Origin of the sequence: Acidaminococcus sp. HCP3S3_G9_1, from assembly GCF_052122455.1 — a bacterium.
GTDB lineage: Bacteria > Bacillota > Negativicutes > Acidaminococcales > Acidaminococcaceae > Acidaminococcus.
On the sequence record NZ_JBQKCH010000007.1, the window covers coordinates 1 to 18498 of the forward strand.

Genomic DNA, 18498 nt, shown 5'->3' on the forward strand with positions numbered 1-18498 from the left:
CATATCGAAATTCCAAATGAGTATAGATAACTGCAAATAACAGTTTGTAGGGGAGTTCTGATACTCCCCTATAAAAATGGCTATTTATCAACTGTTTGTTGTGACATAGCCATTTTTTTTTTTTTTTGATATCAATTATTATTATAAAGGATGAATGCTCATTTGTCCATACCCATGTTGAACAGGGTCAGCGGGCTGCGTCTCTTTCAATGGACCGTTTCAGCTGGTACATGGCCTCATCCGCCCGGCGGAACACTTCTTCGAAAGACGTATCCGTCCCTGGCAGGTATTCTGCATGGCCGGCAGAGAAAGAAATCTGTTCCCAGGGCTTTTCCAGGGTATAGTCCCGTTTCCGGAGATAGGGGAGGAGCTGTTGCCACAGGGCTTCCCGGTTTGCATAATCCCCATGCCGGAGCAGCACCAGGAATTCGTCTCCGCCGATCCGGTACACCGGACTGTGCTGGTACAGCTGGCAGATGGTTTTGGAAGTCAGCTGGATCACCACATTGCCTTTTTCGTGGCCGTAGGTGTCGTTGACCCCTTTCAGTCCGTTCAGGTCCACCATTACCAATCCGAAGGCCAGGTGGTTCAGGGGGTCGGAAATTTCCCGGTTCAGTTCCAGCACCTGCTTTTCAAAGGCGGATACATTCTTCACTCCGGTGAGTTTGTCCTGGAAGGCTTCCGTCTTCAGATCCCGGACCATGATCTTCATCAGGTCCATGGTCCGGTTCATGTTCTTGGCCAACAGGCCGATTTCGTCCCGGGAAGATTCCTTGATGGGGACGTCATAATTTCCCCGGCCCATCCGGGAGGCCGCTTCGTTGATCTCCTCCAGGGGCCGGAGGATCCGGTTGGCCAGGTAGATGGCAATGGCGGAGGTGATGATGGCAAACAGCAGCAGCAGGAAAAAGGCCCGGTAAATGGCCTCCTTCTGGAAGGCGTAAATCTCGTTTCCCGGAGCCACCACCCCCAGTTTCATGCCATTGGCCAGGGTGGTAAAGGCCAGCTGTTTCTTTTTCCCCTGATAGGACACCGGAATGGTGCGGGAACCAGTATCATGCTGGCGGAACACATCCGGCGAGTGGTCCAGGCCAAAATCCTTCAGGGTGGTGATCTGGGTCCCTTTTGCATAGTTGGGGTGATAGTACAGGACTCCAGTGTCGGAAAACAACAGGGCATATCCGCTGTCATAGATCCGCACATTTTTCACCTGATCCACCAGGTTGACCATCCGGATATCGATGCCCACCAAAGCCACACATCGCCGGTTGACGAAAACCGGCTTTACATAGGAAATCAGCAATGGGCCGCCTTCCCGGTTCCGATAGGGTGGGATCCACTGGGGAGAAAGACTTTCCAGAGGGCCATAATACCAACGGTACATTTCCTCCAGCATTGGGTTGGAAGATTTTCGGGGATGGGAAAAAGGCTGCTCTTCAAAAACTGGCTGGTCGTTTTTCCGTTTGTACCAGAACCCGTCAGACGCCTGGATCAGGTCTTCATTGAAATGGATGTAGAACCCATCGATAATGGGAATGGTGTCCGCCGCTGCTTCAAACCGGCGGCGGATCCGTTCCTTTCGGTCTTCCCGGAAGTCCGGGTCCTGGACCTGGGAAATGGTGGTAAAATCCTGCTGGACCGTGCCTGCAATGAAATCCACCGCATCCTGGGTCTTGATCAGCATACGGTTCAGGCTGCCGGCGGTTTTCTGGGTCTGCCAGTTGAGTCCGGTATTGGCCACTTCCGTGGAATAGATGTTGATGCTCCGGATGTTCATCATCCCCATGATCAGGGTCAGTACCACCGTAATGGTGACGATGATGAAGATGAACTGGTACCGGAGACTGCGAAGTTTCGCCATAGGTGCATAACTCCTTCTATGGGATACTGTCTGCAGCAGAGACAGGACAAGAGTCATAAATTTTCAATTACATTATAGGAAGTATAGGAGTATTTGTCCAGTAAAGGGGGAAAGAGGGATGTGTCAACAAGTTCTCGGTGAACCCTTCATCATAGTATAGTTATGCAGAAATGGGCTGAAAGTGCAGAGTGAAGAGCGGGACGGCGGGGACGGCCGCCCCCGCTCCCCTTCGTTCTTATCACCTGTCCCATAATACCATATATATACAGCCAGATACTAAAATAATCTTCCATATTGTCAACTGTTCAATCCAGGTTGTAAAACAAAAGGAAGGAATTACAATTTTGCAATAAAACATTTTTCCCTTTGGCTGTGGGAAATATATTGGAGGGGATTGCATGGAACGGGGACGATGGCAGGGAACGGTGTGGGGGACGGTTCTTTTGGCACTGGGCCTTCCTCTGGCCGGCGAAGGAGCGGTGAAACAGCCGGTGCCGCCGCTTCCGGCCCCATCCGCCGGGGCCTGCCGCCAGATCCAAAACCTGGCGGAACGGGGGTTCATCCGGCTGCCGGCCGGGTATCAGGATGTGGAGAACGCTCATTTTACCCGGGAAGAAATGACGGACCTGACCCTCCAGGCCATGGAACGGCTGGGGATGGATGCCCATGGTAAAATTGGGGGACAGCCGGGAGACACCGTCCCCGGGGGAAAAGAGACACTGGCCCTCCGGCAGGAATTTTACCGGGAACTCCGGAACCGGGGGATGATCGAAGACGGGACCCTGCTGACGGACATGAAACCCTCATCGGAAGCCTCTGACGAAAGAAAGGACGAGGACCGGAAATACAAATTCAGTGCCGAACTCCGGTACAATTACGTGAAACACAGCGGCAGCCCCCGGTGGGATTGGCGGGACAGCTGTCTCCGGGCCCGTCTCTTTTTGGAAGCCAAACTCAACGACAAATGGCATGCCTATGGGATGGGAGAAATCAACCATCATTTCCTCAGTCATCACAAACAGGATGACTGGCTGGAAAACCGCCGGATCTATGTCCGAGGCATGATGGGAGACGCCATTGTCACCGCCGGGATGTACGGTCTGGAACTGGGGGAAGGAAACATCTATTCTTCCACCGCCAAAGGGGTGACTGTCAACTGGGGGGACCGGCCGGAATTCGAAGCCTCTGCCGGGGAAACCAAGGCGGACGGGAAGTTCGCCAGTTATGGGGTGGCCATGAAACGGGACCCGGTCTTTTACGGGGCCGCTGTCTATCTTTTTGATAAGGATGACTGGGATCATCAGAAACGGATCATCTGGGATGGGTATTACAATTACAATCTGAAACCGGACCTCCAGGCAGGTCTCATGCTCCTGGGGGCGGACAAATCCTTTGGGGACGGGAAACATATGGGATTCGTGGCCAAACTGGTCCGGGGCCGGATCAAAAGCTGGATCCGGGGCAGCCAGGAATGGGATCTGCGGTATTACTACCAGCCTTCCGGCACCTACATCGCCCACACCATGAGCGGCCTGGCGGATTACATGACCGGCTTCCGGGGCCTGGGGTTCCAGTACCAGTACACCCTGGTGCCCAATATCGTCCTGAATGCGGAATATTATGATCTGAAGGAACTGGCTACCGGTGACCGGGGACGGACCCTGTGGCTGGATGTGACCTGGTTTATGGGATAGGGGTTGTTGCCTTATGGTAAAATTGGATGCAAAAACAAAAGTGGCCGTAGTGGGTCTGGGCTATGTGGGGCTGCCCCTGGCGGTGGCATTGGCGGACCATTTCCCCACGGTGGGCTATGACACCAATGAAGCCAAACTGGAAAGCTATCGGCAGGGTCGGGATGTGACAAAGGAAGTGGGAGACGAAGCGCTGAGGAGCAGCGCTCTGGAATTCACTTCGGACCCGGCCCGGCTTCGGGAGGCGGCTTTCATCATCGTGGCCGTGCCCACTCCCGTAAGCCGGGACAAGCTGCCGGATCTGTCCCCTGTCCAGGAGGCCAGCCGGACCATCGGCCGGAACCTTTCTCCGGGCACCATTGTCTGCTATGAATCCACCGTGTATCCCGGGGTGACGGAACAGATCTGCGGCCCCATCCTGGAGGCCGAAAGCGGGCTGAAGGCGGGGGTTGATTTCCATCTGGCCTATTCTCCGGAACGGATCAGCCCGGGAGACAAGGTCCACCGGCTCCGGAACATCTGCAAGATTGTTTCCGGAGATAACCGGGAGACCCGGGACAAGGTGGCGGCTCTCTACGGGACCATTATCCAGGCGGACCTGTTCCCCGCTTCCTCCATCAAGGTGGCGGAGGCGGCGAAACTCATCGAAAACACCCAGCGGGACGTGAACATCGCTTTCATGAATGATGTGGCCATGGCCTGCCATGCCATGGGCATCGATACCGGGGAAGTGGCGGATGCCATGGACACCAAATGGAACGCCCTCCATTTCCGGCCCGGGTTGGTGGGCGGGCACTGCATCGGGGTGGATCCCTACTACTTTGTTTACGAGGCCAAACGGGAAGGGTATCTGTCCACCCTCACGGCCCTCAGCAGGCATATCAACGAGGGGATGGCGGACTATGTGGTGAAGGAGACCATCCGGGAAATGATTCTGGGGGATCTCCGGATCCGCCGGGCCCGGGTGTTCCTGCTGGGCATCACCTTCAAGGAGGATTGTCCGGATCTGCGGAATTCCAAGGCCCTGGAGATCTTCCGGAAGCTGCGGCAGCTGGAAATCCCCGTACAGGTGGCGGACCCGGTGGCGGATCCTGCTCGTCTGCCTGCGGACGTCCGGGACGTCTTTGTTCCTGTGGAAAAAATCCAGGGAGCCGATGCGCTGCTCTTTACGGTCCGGCACCGGCAGTTCCGGGCCTGGGACGCGGACCGTCTGGCCAGCCTGTATGCCGTGGATACCCCCAGCCGGATCCTCATCGATGTGAAGGGCATGTATGGAAAAGAAGAGATGGAACAGGCCGGGTTCCGGTACTGGAGGCTGTAGTATGCATCTGAAAAAGCATCTTTTCTATATTTTCCTGGGGCTGCTGGCTCTGGGCCTGTTCTATTTTTACGCCATCTCCAGCTTCTTCCATCCCAAACAGGTGGCCCGGTATGAGAATCCCACGGAACTGGGTAGGGAGTACGAAGCCGCTGATGAACTGGAACAGGCCCGGAAGGCGTACCCCACCGCCCGGGAAGCCCGGATCCTCACCGGCCGGGACCTGGGGGAGACCCGGGCACTGGTGCTCACCTTTGACGGACTGGGGAATCGGGAAGACCAGGAGGCCATTCTCCGGATCCTGCAGCAGAAAGGCTGGAAAGCCGCCTTTTTTGTGGAAGGATCCAACGGAGCCCGGGAAAGTTCCTGGCTCCAGCAGCTGGCCCGGGATGGGCAGGTGCTGGGGAATTACAGCTTTGTGGGCCTGGCGCACGGGGAGCAGCTGGCACCGGATCAGGTACTGGAACAGCTGGTCCGTACCCAGAAGGTGCTGACTGTGGCGGCAGGGCAGCCGGGCCGGGTGGGGAAACTGGCCGACACCCGGTACACTCCGGAAATCCTCCGGGCGGCTGCGGCCTGCGGTTTGGAAGCCCTGGTTCAAAGTGACCTGGAGCTGAAGCCCGGGGACCTGACGGACCCGGAAAAAATGGCCCAGGCGGAAAGCCGGATCCACTCCGGGATGATCCTGTCCATCCGGCTGGATCATCCGGTACCTCCTGTGGTGAAAAAGAAAGTGCCGGTGGGGACCCCGGCCATTGACAAAATGCCCACAATCGAAGACAAAAAGGAACCGGCGGTACCGGCCCTTCCCCTGGTCCAGGGGGTGGCAGCTCTCTGCGACTGGCTGGCCCTCCAGGGCTGGGATGTGGTGCCGGTGACGGTGCTGCTGCCCTGAATGCAGGGAAAGGAGGAAGAATCATGGAGTACTTGTCCAAAAGAAAAACACTGATCCTGGCTTCTCTTTTCCTAGCGCAGGCGGCGGGATGGGGAATGGCTTCGGCAGAAGCCGGCACCCCGGGAGCTTTTTCCGGAAGGGGAGACACCCCGGTGATCAGCCGGGAAAGGGTGCCGGGAAGACCGGTAGAACGGCCTCAGCCGGCGGATGTGCCTGGGGAACTGGAAGGGACCGTGCTCCCCGGGACGCTCCAGCCCCGGGATCTTGATGTTCCCCTGCCGGCTGCCCATCGGAAACTGCCCAAAGGGATGAAACAGGAAGATGTTGCCAGGCTGATCCGGGCCAACCAGGGACAGCTGGCGGTGGAGGAAAGCACCCTCCCCACCACGGCTCAGGTGATTCCCTTTACTTTTACCGGGCTTTCCCGGAGGGAAAGTGTGGATGCCATGCTGAACGCCCTGAAACAAACCGGGAGCCAGGGTACTTTTTTCGTCACGGACCGGGAAATCCGCACTTCCCCGGAAACCGTCCGGGCCATCCTGGATGCCGGGCAGGAAGTGGGCATCTGTTTTTATCCCCTGAAAGGGGAAACAGTCACGGATATCACCGCCGACATCCTGCGGACCCGGGAGGCCCTGCGGAAAAATTTCCAGGTGGAGACCCAGCTGGTGAAACAGGCCTCCGGTGCCGTGCTGCCGGAAACCCGGGAGGCGGTCTCAGCCACCGGCTGCCGGCTCATCGGTGCCCGGGTGAACCTGGTCCAGAGCCGGCACCGGGACTGCCGGACTCCGGAGGAAATTCTCCCGGACATTTACGGACCGGGGGTGAAATCCGCTGCCCGGGGCGGCATCATCCAGATCCGCCTGGACTGGTATAGCCGACCAGAATTGGCGGCGGAGCTGTTCCTGTACCTGAAACGGAAAAAGATCGACAACATCGCTTATAATGGTTTCGGAGATGTGAGCGGGGTGAACCCGGCCAACGATTCTGCCTACCGGATCGTGTCCGTGGGGGAGGTGCTGGGAGACCGGGACCATCTGTGGCAGTATCCGGTGCCGGAAGAAGCCATCCTGCCCCAGGTGAAGATGACGCCGCTGCTGCCGCCGGATGCTGCCCATAAGCAGCTGGTGGAGGAACTGGAAAAGCGGTACATCGGGGAACCTTCCACCCGGGAGAACCAGAGCCTGGGGTTCACCGCCCGGGACTTTAAGGAGCTGGACACCAGTGCCTGTGTAAAAACTCAGGATCCGGTGATTTTTTTCGGCTTCGACGACTGGGGGGATGATGATTCGGTGAACCATATCCTCTATGTGCTCCGGAAGCATCACGTGCCCGGGAACTTCTTCATCCTGACCCGGAACATGGTCTACAACCCCAATCTGCTCCGGGCCATCGCGCTGGAAGGCCACGATATCGGCAGCCATACCAATTTCCACAAACCCATGACTGTCCGGGACAAGCACCATGACAAACGGTCCATGGAAAGCTATGAGGAAATCTATGAGGATGTGAAGGAATCCTACCGGCGTCTGGAACAGGCGGTGGGGGACATCCAGCGGCCCAACGGACGGCCGGTGCTGACCAAATTCCTCCGTCCGCCCACCCTGACCATCAGCGCCGTGGGCACCCGGGCCATCCTGGAAAACGGGTTCCAGTACATCATCAGCGGCCATGCCATCGATGACTATGCGGCACCGGACCTGGAGACGGAACTGAAACGGTTCCGGGATGCCATTTACCGGCAGGGGAAAGTCCGGAAGGGGGCGGTCTTTGTGATCCACATGACCAGTTCGGCCCGGTTCACTCCGGCAGCTCTGGATGTGCTGCTGACGGAAAATGAGAAGAAACCGGAGGGGGATCCCACCAGATTCCAGGTGGGCCTGCTGTCCGATTACCTGACGGACACCTATTCCCAGGCCAAAAGTCCGGAAGAAGAGCGGAAAGAACGGAGACAGATCAAGTGGTGGTGAACATGGCAAAAGAAATCCAGGGAGAAAAGCTGGAAGAGGTGCTGACCCGGGAAAAACCGGACCGGCGGCTCCTTCCCCATGTGCCTTCCCGTCAGAGAAGCGGCCGCAGCCGGCGGGCTCTGCCGGACAAAGTGCTGGAAAAATACGATTACCTCCACTTTACCAATGGGGAAGAAGCCAATGCCCGGTACCTGGTGGATTACCCGGTGAAAATCACCGCCGGGGGCAGGATTCATCAGGGCCGGGCCCGGGACATTTCCGTCACGGGCATGGGACTGGCGGCGGATCCTGCCACAGCACAGGCCCTGGTCCGGGCAGGAAGAATGGAACTGGAATTCGAAATCATTCCCGGCACCATGCCGGAAGGCCTGGAACGGAAGGTGAAGGTGGAGGCCCGCTGTGTCCGTCCGTCCTTGGAGGAACTGGAAAATCAGCTCCGGGACAAGCCGGAAAACATCCTCCTGGGGCTGGCCTTCGATCAGGATCTCCTGGACTATTCCCAGGAAAAAAGCCGGTTCGACGTGCCTTTCGTGTCCTCTCTTTTGGCCATCATCTGCCTGTGCATCCTGCTCATGCGGACGGAATCGGTGGTCTATTTCAAATTCAACAAATATCTGTACCTGTACAGCATCATCGCCAGTACCTTCCTGCTGGTGAAGTACATCTTCGGAGCCTTCTACCGGCCGGTGCCTGTGGATCCCCGGTATACCCCCGGGGTGAGCATCCTGGTGCCCTGTTTCAATGAAGAAAAATGGATCCGCAGGACCATCCTCTGTGCCCTGGACCAGTACTATCCTCCGGAGCAGCTGGAAGTGATCGTGGTGGACGACCATTCTACGGACCGTTCGGTGGAAAACATCCGGGAGACCCTGGAGGAAATCCGGACCAAAGAGGGGCCGGAGACCGCGGACCGGGTAAAGCTGCTGGTCCAGCCGGTGAACCGGGGAAAACGGGAAGCCCTGGCCCGGGGTGCCAAAGCGGCCCGGCATGAACTGGTGGTGTTTGTGGACAGCGACAGTTTCCTGGATCCCTATGCCATCCGGAACCTGGTCCAGCCCTTCAAGGATGCCCACTGCGGAGGGGTATCCGGCCGGACGGACGTGGCCAACACCTTCACCAATTCTCTCACCAAAATGCAGTCGGTACGGTACTACATCGCCTTCCGGGTGATGAAGGCGGCGGAAGGGCTGTTCGATGCGGTGACCTGCCTGTCCGGTCCCCTGTCCTGCTACCGGAAGGATCTGGTGCTCCAGTATTCCCAGAAATGGGTGAATCAGCGGTTCCTGGGCCACAAGGCCACCTTCGGGGACGACCGGTCCATGACCAACTTCATCCTCCGGCACCACCGGACGGATTATCAGGATACGGCCCTTTGCTACACCATCGTGCCCAGCGACTACGACGTGTTCCTGAAGCAGCAGATGCGGTGGAAACGGAGCTGGCTCCGGGAATCTCTGGTGGCCTCCCGGTTTATGTGGCGGAAGGAGCCTTTTGCGGCGGTGTCCTTCTACATGGGGGTGCTGGTGCCCATTGTGGCGCCGGTGTGCGTATTGTACAACCTGCTCTACATCCCTCTCATCCACCGGGTGTTCCCTTTTACCTTCCTTTTGGGGATGTTCCTGATGGCGGGGCTCATGAGCGCCTGTCAGCTGCTGCTGCGCCGGAGCACCACCTGGCTCTACGGCCTGTGGTTCTGCCTCTATTATGAGCTGGTGCTCCTGTGGCAGATGCCTGTGGCCTGGTTCACCTTCTGGAAATCCACCTGGGGCACCCGGATGACTCCGGCGGATGTGGAAGAGGCCCGGCGGAAAGCGGAAAAGAAGGCCCGGAAAGAAAAGAGCGGAAAGGGGGAGGGCCATGCTGGCTGATGAAATCTACACCCGGCAAAAGGACAAACGGAAAAAAAGACGGGCCATTCTCCAGGGGCTGGTGCTGGCCCTGCTCCTGGGGATCTGCATCGACGCCCTGTTTGTGTTCTCCCGGTACCGTCCCTACCGGCCAGACCAGGTGACCGGAGTGGACCGGGGCTTTGTGGCCCTGTCCTATTTCGGTGTGGACCGGACCGGGACTCATGACCTGATCGGCACCCGGCTCCTGGATGAGCACCTTTCCGCCCTGGAAAAGAACGGGTTCGTGACCATTACCGGGAAAGATGTGGAAGAATACTACCGGAGCGGCCGGATGCTGCCGGAACACGCCCTGCTGCTGAATTTCGAGGACGGCCGCCGGGATACGGCGGTGTTTGCGGAAAAACTCCTGGAAAAGCACAATTACCATGGCATCGTGTCCACCTATGGGGACAACCTGAAGGGGGACGACAGTAAATTCCTCCGGCCGGCGGAACTGAAGAAGCTGACGGAGCACGGGTACTGGGAGCTGGGCACCAACGGGTACAGGCTGTACTACATCAATGTGTTCGACCGGTGGGACCATTACCTGGGGAACATGAACCCGGTGGTCTATGCCCATCTGACTCCGGTGCTGGGACGGAAGTACAACCATTACCTGATGGATTATCTCCGGGATGACCGGGACTTCCCCCTGGAAAGCTACCAGGCCATGAAGAACCGGATCTCCGGGGACTATGCCCTGCTCCAGCAGGTGTACACGGACGATCTGGGCCAGGTGCCTCCCATTTACACCCTGATGCACGCCAATATGGGACAGTTCGGGAACCAGGCCGATGTAAGCGCTGTGAACGAACAATGGATCCGGAAGCTGTTTGTGATGAACTTCAACCGGGAAGGGTACAGTGTGAACAACCGGAAAAGCAGCATCTACGACCTGACCCGGATGGAACCCAGAGCCTACTGGCCGGTGAACCACCTTCTCATGAGGATCCGGGACGACGGGTTCTGGAACCTCCGGTTCGAGCATGGAGACCGGGAACAGTACCGGCAGTGGGACGAAAAGAAAGGTGTCGCCCAGTTCAAGGACGAGAGCGTGATCCTCACCACCAACAGCCTGAAGAATGGCCTCCTGAAGCTAAAGGACCAGCCGGACCTGAAGGACATCCAGGTGGAGACGGAACTCCTGGGGAACCAGTTCGGCACCCAGAAGATCTATCTCCGGGCCGGAGAAAATCTGGAAAAATATGTGGCGGTAGCCCTGGTGAACAACCACCTGGTGGCCTCCCAGAAAGGGCCCCAGGGACAGGAAGAGAAACTGGGGGATGTGGATCTCCGGCTGTTTGACGGGAATCCTTACCCTTCGGAAGAGGAAGACCGGAAAGAAGTGGCGGAACAGGAAGAAAAGGTGTTTGCCCGGTACGCTCCCAATACGGAAACGGCCCGGGCCCGGCTGGAAAAGCTCCAGGAAGTCCAGGGACAGGACGCCCGGACTGTGGAGGAAGGGGCGCCGGAGTTCCATCCGGTGCTCAGCTACCACGCAAGGGGTAAACGGAAGCTGGACATCCGGCTGGCCGGGGACAAACTGACGGTACTGGTGGACGGACGGAAAGCCCTGGAGGGTCTCACCGTGGCAGTGGGGGATGGGGGCAGCCTGTTCCTGGAAAGCCGCTGGCCCGGGTACGGCTACAGCCAGACCAACCTGGCGGATGATGTGTACGACGGGGTCTTTGCCGGGTTCACCGTCCGGGATTGGGACGTCAGCCGGGACAAAGCCGGGAAAGAGCGGTACAGCCTCCGGTACACCGGCTGGAAGAAGTTCCGCTATGAAGTGGAAAAACAGGGGAACCGGCTGCTGGACTGGGCACTGAGTACGGTAAAATACAGGATGAGGTAAAGATATGGACAAGATGATGAAAATCGGCGGCGGAATCCTGGCGGGGCTGCTGCTGGGGGCCGCTGCCGTGGGGATCTCCCTGCTGCCACCCCGGATCACTTCGGCCCGGCCCCGGCCCCAGCCCGTGTTCGACGGAGGAGCCTGGGTGGCCAGCTGGGATTACAGGGACGGCATCCGGGAAGCCCGGAAGGTCCAGAGCCAGCTGAACAGCGTCAGCTATTTCGGCGGGGTGCTGGACGGCCAGGGGCGGATTTTGGTTACCGGCCCCTGGCGGGATTTCCGGCGAGAGAAGTTCACCCGGTTCCGGGCTCCGGTGCGGAAGTTCCTGACCGTGACCAATGATGTGTATCCCTATGGGGTGAAGGTGAAGGATAAGAAGCCCAAGGACACGGAGCTGCTGGGTGGTCTGCTGGCCACCGGGGAAAGCCGGAAGGCCCATGGGGAGGCTCTGCTCCAGGCCCTCCAGGGCACTGGCTGCAGCGGCCTGGAAATCGATTATGAGCAGGTGTGGAAGGATCCCTTCACCGCTTACCGGTATGTGAAGTTTCTCCAGGAGCTGAACCAGCTGGCAGAAGAAAAGAAGGTGCCCCTCCGGGTGATCCTGGAGCCGGAGGTGCCCGCCAACAGCCTGATATTCCCGGAAGGTCCGGAATATGTGATCATGGCCTACAACCTGTACGGCACCCACAGCAGCACCCCGGGCCCCAAGGCGGACCTGGCTTTTGTGGACCGGATGCTGGAAAAAGTGGAAAAGATGCCCCGGCCCCACAGCATCGCCTTCGCCACCGGAGGCTGCGTGTGGGAACCGGGCAAGCAGCCTCGGTTCGTCACGGAGCGGGAAGCCCGGGCCCTGGCGGAAAAAACAGGAAGCCGGCCGGAACGGGACGAAAAAAGCCAGGCCCTCCATTTTTCCGCAAAGAAAGGAACGGAGAGCTTGGAATGCTGGTACGCCGATGCAGCGACCCTGAAAGCCTGGAAGCACCGGGCCCTGGAAAAAGGCGTGGACGGCATCAGCCTCTGGCGCCTGGGAGGCAACGAAAAGATCCGGGAGTATTACCCAGGGCTGGAGGAGTAGGGGGAAGATGTCAGACACGGCCCAAAGGGCCGGTCTGATTTCTTTTAAACCGCTGAAAAAAAAAGACTGCCGCGGGAGCGACAGTCTTTTTTACTACTAGCAATTATTTCACTTCGTGGATCCAGCCTTCCGGACCTTCGATTTCGCCCATCTGGATGCCTCTCAGGGTCTTGTACAGCTTGGTCAGCACAGGGCCCATTTTTTCCATCCCGCTGGGGATGCAGATTTCCTTGCCGTGGTCCACAACCTTGCCCACCGGGCAGATAACGGCAGCGGTGCCGCACAGGCCGGCTTCGGCAAAATCAGCCACTTCAGCGAATTTCACTGGACGGTGTTCCACTTTCATACCCAGCATATCCGTTGCGATGGTGATCAGAGAACGGCGGGTAATGGAGGGCAGGATGGAGTCGGATTTCGGGGTGACCAGGGTGCCGTCTTTCTTGACGAACAGGAAGTTGGCGCCGCCGGTTTCTTCCACGTAGGTCCGGGTTGCCGGATCCAGGTACATGTTTTCATCAAAGCCGTTGTTGTGGGCGGTGATGTAAGCATGGAGGCTCATGGCGTAGTTCAGGCCAGCCTTGATGTGGCCGGTGCCTCGGGGTGCCGCACGGTCAAAGTCGGACACGCAGATGGTGATGGGCTTTACGCCGTTTTTGAAGTAGTTGCCCACAGGAGTCCCGAACAGACGGAACTGGTATTCATCGGAGGGTTTCACCCCGATCACCGGGCCGGTGGCAAACAGGTAGGGACGCAGGTACAGAGCGCCGCCGCTTTCAAAAGGAGGAATGTAGTCTTTGTTGGCCCGGACCACTTCGTCCACGGCTTCCATAAACATTTCTTCAGATACAGGAGGCATTTCCAGCCGTTTGGCGGAATCAATCATCCGTTTTGCATTCTGGTCAGGACGGAAGGTAACCGTACGGCCGTCTTTGGTCTTGTAGGCTTTCAGCCCTTCGAATACTTCCTGACAGTATTGCAGGATGCCGGCACATTCATTGAGAACCACGTTGGCGTCACCGGTCAGGCCGCCTTTGCCCCATTTGCCATCCTTGTAGTTGGCAACATACCGCTGGGCAATGGGCTGATAAGCGAATCCCAGTTTGGACCAATCGATGTTTACATTAGACATACAAACCCCTCATTTCTTTCCTATAGATCTGCTATAGATTATGTTACAAAAATGAATTTTGTATACCTCAATATATTACTCACTTGCAATGGGTTTGTCAATGAAATAGTAAAAATTCCGCTGACCTGCACACGAAAGTTGAACCATTTGGTACAATAGAAACAGATGGCTGTAAAATCCGTAATTTGAAAGGAGCCCGATTCCATGATCCTTCCCATTTTCATCCCCCACGCCGGGTGCCCCCACCAGTGTTCCTTCTGCAACCAGCGGACCATCAGCGGTGAAGGGGAGGGGGGCCTGGCCGGGGCCCGGCGGCAGATGGAGAAACTGTCCGCCTGGGTCCGGCCCTCCCCTTCCAATGAACTGGCTTTTTACGGGGGATCTTTTACGGCGCTCCCTGATTCCATCCAGGAGGCTTTGCTGGATCTGGCGGAAACCTGGCGGGCCCGGGGATTTTTCGGCCCCCTCCGGCTGTCCACCCGGCCTGATGCCATTACTCCCCCCATCTTGGACCGTCTCCAGAATCATGGGGTGGAAACCATCGAACTGGGGGCCCAGTCCCTGGATGACCGGGTACTGGCCCAGGCCCGCCGGGGGCATACAGCCGCCCAGGTCCATGCTGCCTCACGGCTGATCCGGGCCTGCGGCTTCCGTCTGGGGCTCCAGCTGATGACCGGGCTCCCGGGCCAGGACGCAGCCAGCCTGGAAGACACCAAACTGCAGGTCCTTGCCATCCATCCGGACCTGGTGCGGATCTATCCGGTGCTGGTGATCGAAGGTACTCCTCTGGCGGACCAGTGGCGCCGGGGGGATTATGCGCCCCAGACCGTGGAACAGGCGGCGGATGCCTGCTGGACCCTGTACCGGGACTTTACCGCCGCCGGGATCCAGGTGATCCGCATGGGCCTCCAGCCGGACCGGGAACTGTGCGCCCCGGGCCACATCCTGGCCGGTCCCTTCCATCCCGCTTTCGGGGAAGTGGTGAAAAGCCGGGGCATCGGCCGCCAGGTGCTGGAGGAGATTGCAGAGCTTCCCGGTGGGGATTATAATATGGTTATCACCTGTCCGGACAGGATGGCCTCGGTGGTACGGGGCCAGCACCGGAGCAATGTCCGTCTGTGGGAACAGACGGGAAAGGTCCGGGTCATTTTCCAGACGGGAAAAACCTTTGAGGTGATGTTCCATGACAGAAAAACTCTATGAAAACGATTCTCTCCTGCAAAGCTGCCAGGCCACAGTGGTCAGCTGCGAGAAAAAGGAGGACCATTATGAAGTGATCCTGGACCGGACAGTACTCTTCCCGGAAGGGGGCGGCCAATTGTCCGACCAGGGCTGGCTGGACAAAGTGCCCGTATTCTACGCCAGCGAAGAGGGTCAGGACGTGCGCCACTGGACCCGGGAACCCCTGGAACCGGGGAAGACCGTGGCAGTGAAACTGGACTGGCCGGTGCGACTGGACCGGATGCAGCAGCACTGCGGGGAACACATCCTGTCCTATGCCTTCTGGAAAACCTGCGGGGCTAACAATGTGGGCTTCCATATGAATGAGGACAGCGTATTCATCGACCTGGACCAGGAAATCGACGAGGAAAAGGCCAAAAAGGCGGAATGGATGGCCAACGAATGCCTCTGGGCCAATGAACCCATTTCCCTTCATTATGTAGATGCTTCAGAACTGGGGAACTATCCCCTGCGGAAAAAGAACGAAAAGCTCAAAGGCACCGTCCGGCTGGTGGACATCAAAAACGGGGACATCTGCACCTGCTGCGGCACCCATCCCCCCTATACGGGCATGGTAGGGTCCATCCAGATCATCCGGTTCGTCCGGCACAAGGGAGGCAGCCGGATCGAATTCCTCTGCGGCAACCGGGCCCTCAGGGCCATGCATGAACGGAACCGGATTTTGGAAGACACCAGCAATTTCCTGTCGGTGAAGGCGGAAGACGTGCTGCCGGCGGTGGAAAAACTCCACCAGGAGATCCTGGATCTCCGGGGAAAGGTACGGGAAAAGACCCAGGAACTGATCCGGCTCCAGCTGCCGGAAAAAATGGCCCAGGCACCGGTGCTGCCCAACGGCACCAAACTCCTGGTGCTCACCCTGGAAGGCACGGCGGCGGACGGAAAAAGCGCCATGAAGCTGGCCAGTGCCCAGCCCGGGGTGCTGGCGGCAGTGTTCACCAAAGAGGGGGACCGGCTTATGTACCAGTTCGCCTTAAGCGAAGGAGCGGAAGGGGACTGCAGGGCCTGCTGCGCCAAAGCCAATGAACTGTTTGGAGGCCGGGGGGGAGGCCGTCCCCAGAGCGCCCAGGGCGGCGGCACCGCCGGAGCGGACTGGGAGGAAAAGGTAAAGGAACTGGTGGAAGGAATCAGGGGATAAAAATAGCAGGGGAAAAGAGGGGCTGCTGCCTGGGCAGCAGCCCTCCTGATGGAAACGCAGCGCTGGCTGCTAACCCACCACCAGCCTGACGGCTGGTCCCCCGCCCTTGAAAAGGGCGGATATACGTTGGGACCAGCGGCCCATGGCCAGTGCAGCAGGACGTCAGCCCAAGATGCACATATCCGCCCTCGAAAAGGGAGGGAATACGCCGGGACCAGCGGCCCATGGCTTATGCACCAGTGCGCCAGCCCAAGGTGCACATATCCACCCTCGAAAAGGGAGGGAATACGCCGGGACCAGCGGCCCATGGCTTATGCACCAGTGCGCCAACCCAAGATGCACATATCCGCCCTTTACAAGGGCGGGGGACCGTTGCGCCTGCGCAATGGTGGTGGGTTAGCATTCCCCCGGGAATGCGTTTCCCTTCATAGGAACCTGCGGCTGCAGGTTCCCTCCACCGGCTGCTGACCGCTGACAGCAAGAGGGTATGGCACGTTCCGTGCAATACCCTCTTGCAACTTTTGTAACAAATATGATATAATCTCTATCGGCTGTGATTGCACAGCCCACTATACCACACACGCAGAGTCAGGACGCGGCTGTCCTTGCTGGCTGCCGGCAAGGTTAAGCGAAAAATGATCTGCGGAGGAAAAAACAGGAGGAAACAAAAATGGCAATTGTATCCATGAAACAACTTTTGGAAGCAGGCGTACACTTCGGTCATCAGACCCGCCGCTGGAACCCCAAGATGGCTCCCTACATCTTCACCGAACGGAACGGGATCTACATCATCGATCTGCAGAAGACCGTGAAAAAGGTGGAAGAATGCTACAGCTTCCTGCGTGAACTGGCTGCCCAGGGCGGCACCGTGCTGTTCGTAGGCACCAAAAAGCAGGCTCAGGCTGCCATCAAAGAAGAAGCTGAACGCTGCGGCATGTTCTATGTGAACGAAAGATGGCTGGGCGGTATGCTGACCAACTTCAAGACCATCCAGACCCGGATCAAGAGACTCCATGACCTGGAAAAAATGGAAGAAGAAGGCACCTTCGATCTGCTGCCCAAGAAAGAAGTCATCGTCCTGCGCCATGAAATGGCCAAACTGGAAAAATACCTGGGCGGTATCAAAGACATGAAGAAGCTGCCCAGCGCTCTGTTCGTCATCGATCCCCGGAAGGAACACAACGCCATCCTGGAAGCCCGGAAACTGCACATCCCCATCGTGGCCACCGTTGACACCAACTGCGATCCCGATGAAGTGGACTACCTGATGCCCGCCAACGACGACGCCATCCGTGCCGTCCGTCTGCTGACCAGCAAAATGGCTGATGCCGTCCTGGAAGGCAAAGCCAGCGCTGTGGATGAAGAAGCTGCCGCCGCTGACGAAGCTGCTGCTGAAGAAGAAGCCAAGGACGCTGAATAAGCCGTCCTTTCCCAATTCCATAAAGTTACAGGAGGAATACTGATGGCAATTACTGCTAGCATGGTAAAAGAACTGCGTGAACGTACTGGCGCAGGCATGATGGACTGCAAAAAGGCCCTGACCGCCACCAACGGCGATATGGACCAGGCAATCGACTTCCTGAGAGAAAAAGGCCTGTCCAAGGCTGCCAAGAAGGCCAGCCGTGTGGCTGCTGAAGGCCTGGTGGCTGATTATGTGGACGAAGCCAACAAAGTGGCTGTCCTGGTGGAAGTCAACTGCGAAACCGACTTCGTGGCCAACACTGACGAATACAAAAAACTGGTGCTGAGCGTTGCCAAACACATTGCCGCCCACAAACCGGCTGATGTGGCTGAACTGAACGATCAGACCTTCGACGGCACTGACAAGAAAGTCAGCGAAGTGATTACCGAAGCCATCGCCAAGATCGGCGAAAAGATCGATGTCCGCCGTTTCGCCGTGTATGAATACGGCAACGACACCCTGGGCCATTACATCCATGGGGCCGGCAAGATCGGCGTCCTGGTTGAACTGGAAGGCGGGGATGCGGAAGTGGCCAAAGACGTGGCCATGCACATCGCTGCTGCCAACCCGTCCTATCTGGACCGGACCCAGGTTCCTGCCAGCGAACTGGACCATGAAAAAGAAGTCCTGTCCGAACAGGCCAAGAACGAAGGCAAACCTGAAAAAATCATCGAAAAGATGGTGCTGGGCCGTATCCAGAAATTCTATAAGGAAATCTGCCTGGTGGATCAGGAATTCATCAAAGATCCGGATAAATCCATCAGCGCCCTGCTGAAGGAACACAATGCCAAAGCAAAGAGATTCGTCCGCTTCCAGCTGGGCGAAGGCATTGAAAAGAAGAAGGAAGACTTCGCTGCTGAAGTTGCCAGCTTCGTAAAATAACACTCTTGCAAGGGGCTCTCGCTTGTGCGGCAGCCCCTTGTTTTATGAGACATTTTAGATTCAGTCTTGCAGGAACGAACATTTTCACCTATAA

Annotated in this window: 13 protein-coding genes; 11 read left to right on the forward strand and 2 right to left on the reverse strand. The window is 57.8% G+C overall.

From position 1 onward, the window contains the following. Window positions 1-187: 187 nt before the first annotated feature. Window positions 188-1861, reverse strand: a complete 1674-nt coding sequence (locus ACTQY1_RS05725) for a sensor domain-containing diguanylate cyclase (protein ID WP_441373913.1) — start codon at window positions 1859-1861, stop codon at window positions 188-190. Between the two features lie 398 nt (window positions 1862-2259). On the opposite strand from ACTQY1_RS05725, the gene ACTQY1_RS05730 reads away from it, so the two are divergent. Genes ACTQY1_RS05730 through ACTQY1_RS05760 form a run of 7 tightly spaced genes read left to right on the forward strand, consistent with a single transcriptional unit; the run spans window position 2260 to window position 12554 of the window. Further along, complete coding sequence (locus ACTQY1_RS05730; protein WP_441373914.1) at window positions 2260-3555, forward strand: hypothetical protein; 1296 nt, start codon at window positions 2260-2262, stop codon at window positions 3553-3555. Between the two features lie 13 nt (window positions 3556-3568). Further along, window positions 3569-4873, forward strand: coding sequence for a nucleotide sugar dehydrogenase (locus ACTQY1_RS05735; RefSeq protein WP_441373915.1), 1305 nt, complete (start codon window positions 3569-3571; stop codon window positions 4871-4873). Window position 4874: 1 nt separating this feature from the next. Continuing rightward, window positions 4875-5765 carry a polysaccharide deacetylase family protein gene (locus tag ACTQY1_RS05740; RefSeq protein ID WP_441373916.1) on the forward strand — a complete coding sequence of 297 codons (891 nt, stop codon included), beginning with the start codon at window positions 4875-4877 and terminating at the stop codon, window positions 5763-5765. A 23-nt stretch (window positions 5766-5788) separates the two neighbouring features. Next, window positions 5789-7735, forward strand: coding sequence for a polysaccharide deacetylase family protein (locus ACTQY1_RS05745; RefSeq protein WP_441373917.1), 1947 nt, complete (start codon window positions 5789-5791; stop codon window positions 7733-7735). Between the two features lie 2 nt (window positions 7736-7737). Next, the gene (locus tag ACTQY1_RS05750; protein ID WP_441373918.1) at window positions 7738-9603 is read left to right on the forward strand and encodes a glycosyltransferase; all 1866 of its coding nucleotides are present in this window, start codon (window positions 7738-7740) and stop codon (window positions 9601-9603) included. Continuing rightward, entirely contained in the window at window positions 9593-11479 is a 1887-nt protein-coding gene (locus ACTQY1_RS05755; RefSeq protein WP_441373919.1) for a glycoside hydrolase, read from the forward strand. Before ACTQY1_RS05750 ends, ACTQY1_RS05755 begins: the two co-directional genes overlap by 11 nt. Before the next feature lie 4 nt (window positions 11480-11483). Continuing rightward, window positions 11484-12554, forward strand: coding sequence for a glycosyl hydrolase family 18 protein (locus ACTQY1_RS05760; RefSeq protein ID WP_441373920.1), 1071 nt, complete (start codon window positions 11484-11486; stop codon window positions 12552-12554). A gap of 103 nt (window positions 12555-12657) precedes the next feature. On the opposite strand, the gene ACTQY1_RS05765 is transcribed toward ACTQY1_RS05760, so the two are convergent. Further along, on the reverse strand, window positions 12658-13683 hold the full coding sequence (locus ACTQY1_RS05765) for a branched-chain amino acid aminotransferase (protein ID WP_288310628.1): 1026 nt from the start codon (window positions 13681-13683) through the stop codon (window positions 12658-12660). 204 nt (window positions 13684-13887) lie between these two features. Here ACTQY1_RS05765 and ACTQY1_RS05770 point away from each other — a divergent pair, with 204 nt between their 5' ends. From ACTQY1_RS05770 to tsf, 4 genes are all read left to right on the forward strand, one after another. Next, window positions 13888-14886 (forward strand): elongator complex protein 3, encoded by a 999-nt coding sequence (locus ACTQY1_RS05770; RefSeq protein WP_308664210.1) that lies wholly within the window; start codon window positions 13888-13890, stop codon window positions 14884-14886. Continuing rightward, window positions 14867-16060, forward strand: a complete 1194-nt coding sequence (locus ACTQY1_RS05775) for an alanyl-tRNA editing protein (RefSeq protein WP_441369161.1) — start codon at window positions 14867-14869, stop codon at window positions 16058-16060. Before ACTQY1_RS05770 ends, ACTQY1_RS05775 begins: the two co-directional genes overlap by 20 nt. Before the next feature lie 670 nt (window positions 16061-16730). Then, window positions 16731-17480 (forward strand): 30S ribosomal protein S2, encoded by a 750-nt coding sequence (gene rpsB / locus ACTQY1_RS05780; protein ID WP_022486993.1) that lies wholly within the window; start codon window positions 16731-16733, stop codon window positions 17478-17480. 42 nt (window positions 17481-17522) lie between these two features. Next, complete coding sequence (tsf, locus tag ACTQY1_RS05785; RefSeq protein WP_022486994.1) at window positions 17523-18404, forward strand: translation elongation factor Ts; 882 nt, start codon at window positions 17523-17525, stop codon at window positions 18402-18404. Window positions 18405-18498: the final 94 nt, after the last annotated feature.

What these genes read in the sequence shown, in the direction of transcription:
- ACTQY1_RS05725 (WP_441373913.1), bottom strand. Translation starts at nt 1,861, where the DNA reads ATGGCGAAACTTCGCAGTCTCCGGTACCAGTTCATCTTCATCATCGTC.
- ACTQY1_RS05730 (WP_441373914.1), top strand. Translation starts at nt 2,260, where the DNA reads ATGGAACGGGGACGATGGCAGGGAACGGTGTGGGGGACGGTTCTTTTG.
- ACTQY1_RS05735 (WP_441373915.1), top strand. Translation starts at nt 3,569, where the DNA reads ATGGTAAAATTGGATGCAAAAACAAAAGTGGCCGTAGTGGGTCTGGGC.
- ACTQY1_RS05740 (WP_441373916.1), top strand. Translation starts at nt 4,875, where the DNA reads ATGCATCTGAAAAAGCATCTTTTCTATATTTTCCTGGGGCTGCTGGCT.
- ACTQY1_RS05745 (WP_441373917.1), top strand. Translation starts at nt 5,789, where the DNA reads ATGGAGTACTTGTCCAAAAGAAAAACACTGATCCTGGCTTCTCTTTTC.
- ACTQY1_RS05750 (WP_441373918.1), top strand. Translation starts at nt 7,738, where the DNA reads ATGGCAAAAGAAATCCAGGGAGAAAAGCTGGAAGAGGTGCTGACCCGG.
- ACTQY1_RS05755 (WP_441373919.1), top strand. Translation starts at nt 9,593, where the DNA reads ATGCTGGCTGATGAAATCTACACCCGGCAAAAGGACAAACGGAAAAAA.
- ACTQY1_RS05760 (WP_441373920.1), top strand. Translation starts at nt 11,484, where the DNA reads ATGGACAAGATGATGAAAATCGGCGGCGGAATCCTGGCGGGGCTGCTG.
- ACTQY1_RS05765 (WP_288310628.1), bottom strand. Translation starts at nt 13,683, where the DNA reads ATGTCTAATGTAAACATCGATTGGTCCAAACTGGGATTCGCTTATCAG.
- ACTQY1_RS05770 (WP_308664210.1), top strand. Translation starts at nt 13,888, where the DNA reads ATGATCCTTCCCATTTTCATCCCCCACGCCGGGTGCCCCCACCAGTGT.
- ACTQY1_RS05775 (WP_441369161.1), top strand. Translation starts at nt 14,867, where the DNA reads ATGACAGAAAAACTCTATGAAAACGATTCTCTCCTGCAAAGCTGCCAG.
- rpsB (WP_022486993.1), top strand. Translation starts at nt 16,731, where the DNA reads ATGGCAATTGTATCCATGAAACAACTTTTGGAAGCAGGCGTACACTTC.
- tsf (WP_022486994.1), top strand. Translation starts at nt 17,523, where the DNA reads ATGGCAATTACTGCTAGCATGGTAAAAGAACTGCGTGAACGTACTGGC.